The organism is Frankia sp. AiPs1 (assembly GCF_023716945.1).
In the GTDB taxonomy this organism is placed as follows: Bacteria; Actinomycetota; Actinomycetes; order Frankiales; family Frankiaceae; genus Frankia.
Window position 1 is genome coordinate 1 of the sequence record NZ_JAMQQF010000914.1, and the last position, 1,497, is coordinate 1,497.

At 72.9% G+C, this 1,497-nt stretch carries 2 protein-coding genes; one reads left to right on the forward strand and one right to left on the reverse strand.

The window, feature by feature from the left end:
- The first annotated feature begins 187 nt into the window (after positions 1-187).
- Positions 188-544, forward strand: a complete 357-nt coding sequence (locus ND748_RS31825) for a helix-turn-helix domain-containing protein (protein ID WP_251749980.1) — start codon at positions 188-190, stop codon at positions 542-544.
- Positions 545-658: 114 nt separating this feature from the next.
- Here ND748_RS31825 and ND748_RS31830 read toward each other — a convergent pair whose 3' ends face one another.
- Entirely contained in the window at positions 659-1,222 is a 564-nt protein-coding gene (locus tag ND748_RS31830; RefSeq protein WP_251749981.1) for a YceI family protein, read from the reverse strand.
- Positions 1,223-1,497 lie beyond the last annotated feature (275 nt).

Sequence of the window (1,497 nt, forward strand, 5' to 3'; positions counted from 1 at the left end):
TGCCGGTGACGATCGGGCGCGCGCCGAGCGTGCTGTCCCCGGCCCTGGCGCCGGTCAGCGCCTGCCAGGAGAATCCGCTCGCCGGCTTCGACCCGGCTGCCGCGGTCGCGCCGGCCGCCGGGGTCGCGCGTTGACGGGGATCAACCGAACGGGTGGTCGTCGGCGCCGGGCTCGTTAGCATGACCGCATGGTCCCGATGCCGCCGGACGGGGTGAGCTGCCAGGCGCTCACGCCGGTCTTCGCCCTGCTGGGCAAGCGGTGGAGCGGGCTGATCATCGGCACGCTGCTGGCCGGGCCGGCCCGCTTCTCGGAGATCGCCAAGCTGGTGCCCGGGGTGAGCGAGCGGATGCTGTCCGGGCGCCTGGCCGAGCTGTCCCAGGCCGGACTGGTCGAACGGGAGGTCCTCGACGGCCCGCCGCTGGCCACCCGCTACCGGCTGACCTCCTGCGGCGAGGCGCTGCGCCCCGCGCTGCACGCCCTGGAGCTGTGGGCGCAGGAGCATCTGGTCAGCGCCGACCCGCTGGCGGGCACCGGCTGCGGCTGACCGCCGCGCGCCACCCGGCCTCGGGCGCACGAACGCCGGGGCCGACCGGGACGTCCCGGCCTCCCCGGCGTCAGAGCGTGCCACGCGGTGAGGTTGGTGCGGCTGTGCGGTGGGTCAGGGAGCGATGAACTGCAGGTCCAGCTCGATCTTCACCTTGTCGGCCAGGGCGAGCTTGCCGGCACCGAGCGGCATGTTGAAGTTGATGCCGTAGTCGCTGCGCTTGATCTCGCCGGTCGCCGAGAAGCCGGAGCGGACGCGGCCGTCGGCCGGGTGGGTGTCGACGCCGTAGAACTCCACCGCGAACGTCACCGTCTTGGTCACGCCGTTGATGCTCAGGTCACCGGTCAGCTCGTACTCCTCGCCGCTGCCGGCGATGGAGCTCGACACGAAGGTCATCGCCGGGTGCGCGGCCAGGTCGAAGAAGTCGGTGGAACGCAGGTGCGCGTCCCGGTCGGCCTGGTTGGTGTTGATCGAGGCCAGGTCGATCGACGCGTCGACGGCGACGGCCGCCAGCGAGTCGCCGACGGCGAGGTTCGCCGAGAACGTGTCGAAGCGGCCGCGGACGTTGGTGACGCCGAGGTGGCGGATCTGGAAGGTGACGCTGGAGTGGGCCGTGTCGAGCGTCCAGGTACCGGGGACGAGCGGCAACGGTGCGAGCTCGGACGAGGGGGCGGTCACGGGACCTCCGGGAGGGACGGGCCGGGACACCGTTGCGGCTGCAACGGTGGACATACGAAACGATAGTGGCTAACGAAATGCAAGTCACCGGGGGGCCGTCGGAGCCTGGCGTCGAACTTCGCCGCGCGAAAGGCTCGGCGCCATGAGCACCCAACCCGGACCCCCGCCGTCGCCCGATCCGGCCGCCGCCGCTGCCTCCGCCGCTGGCCCCGCCGCCGGCCGTGTCCATGACGCTGGCCGCACCCCCGGCGCGGACGCCGCCCCCGGTACTGATC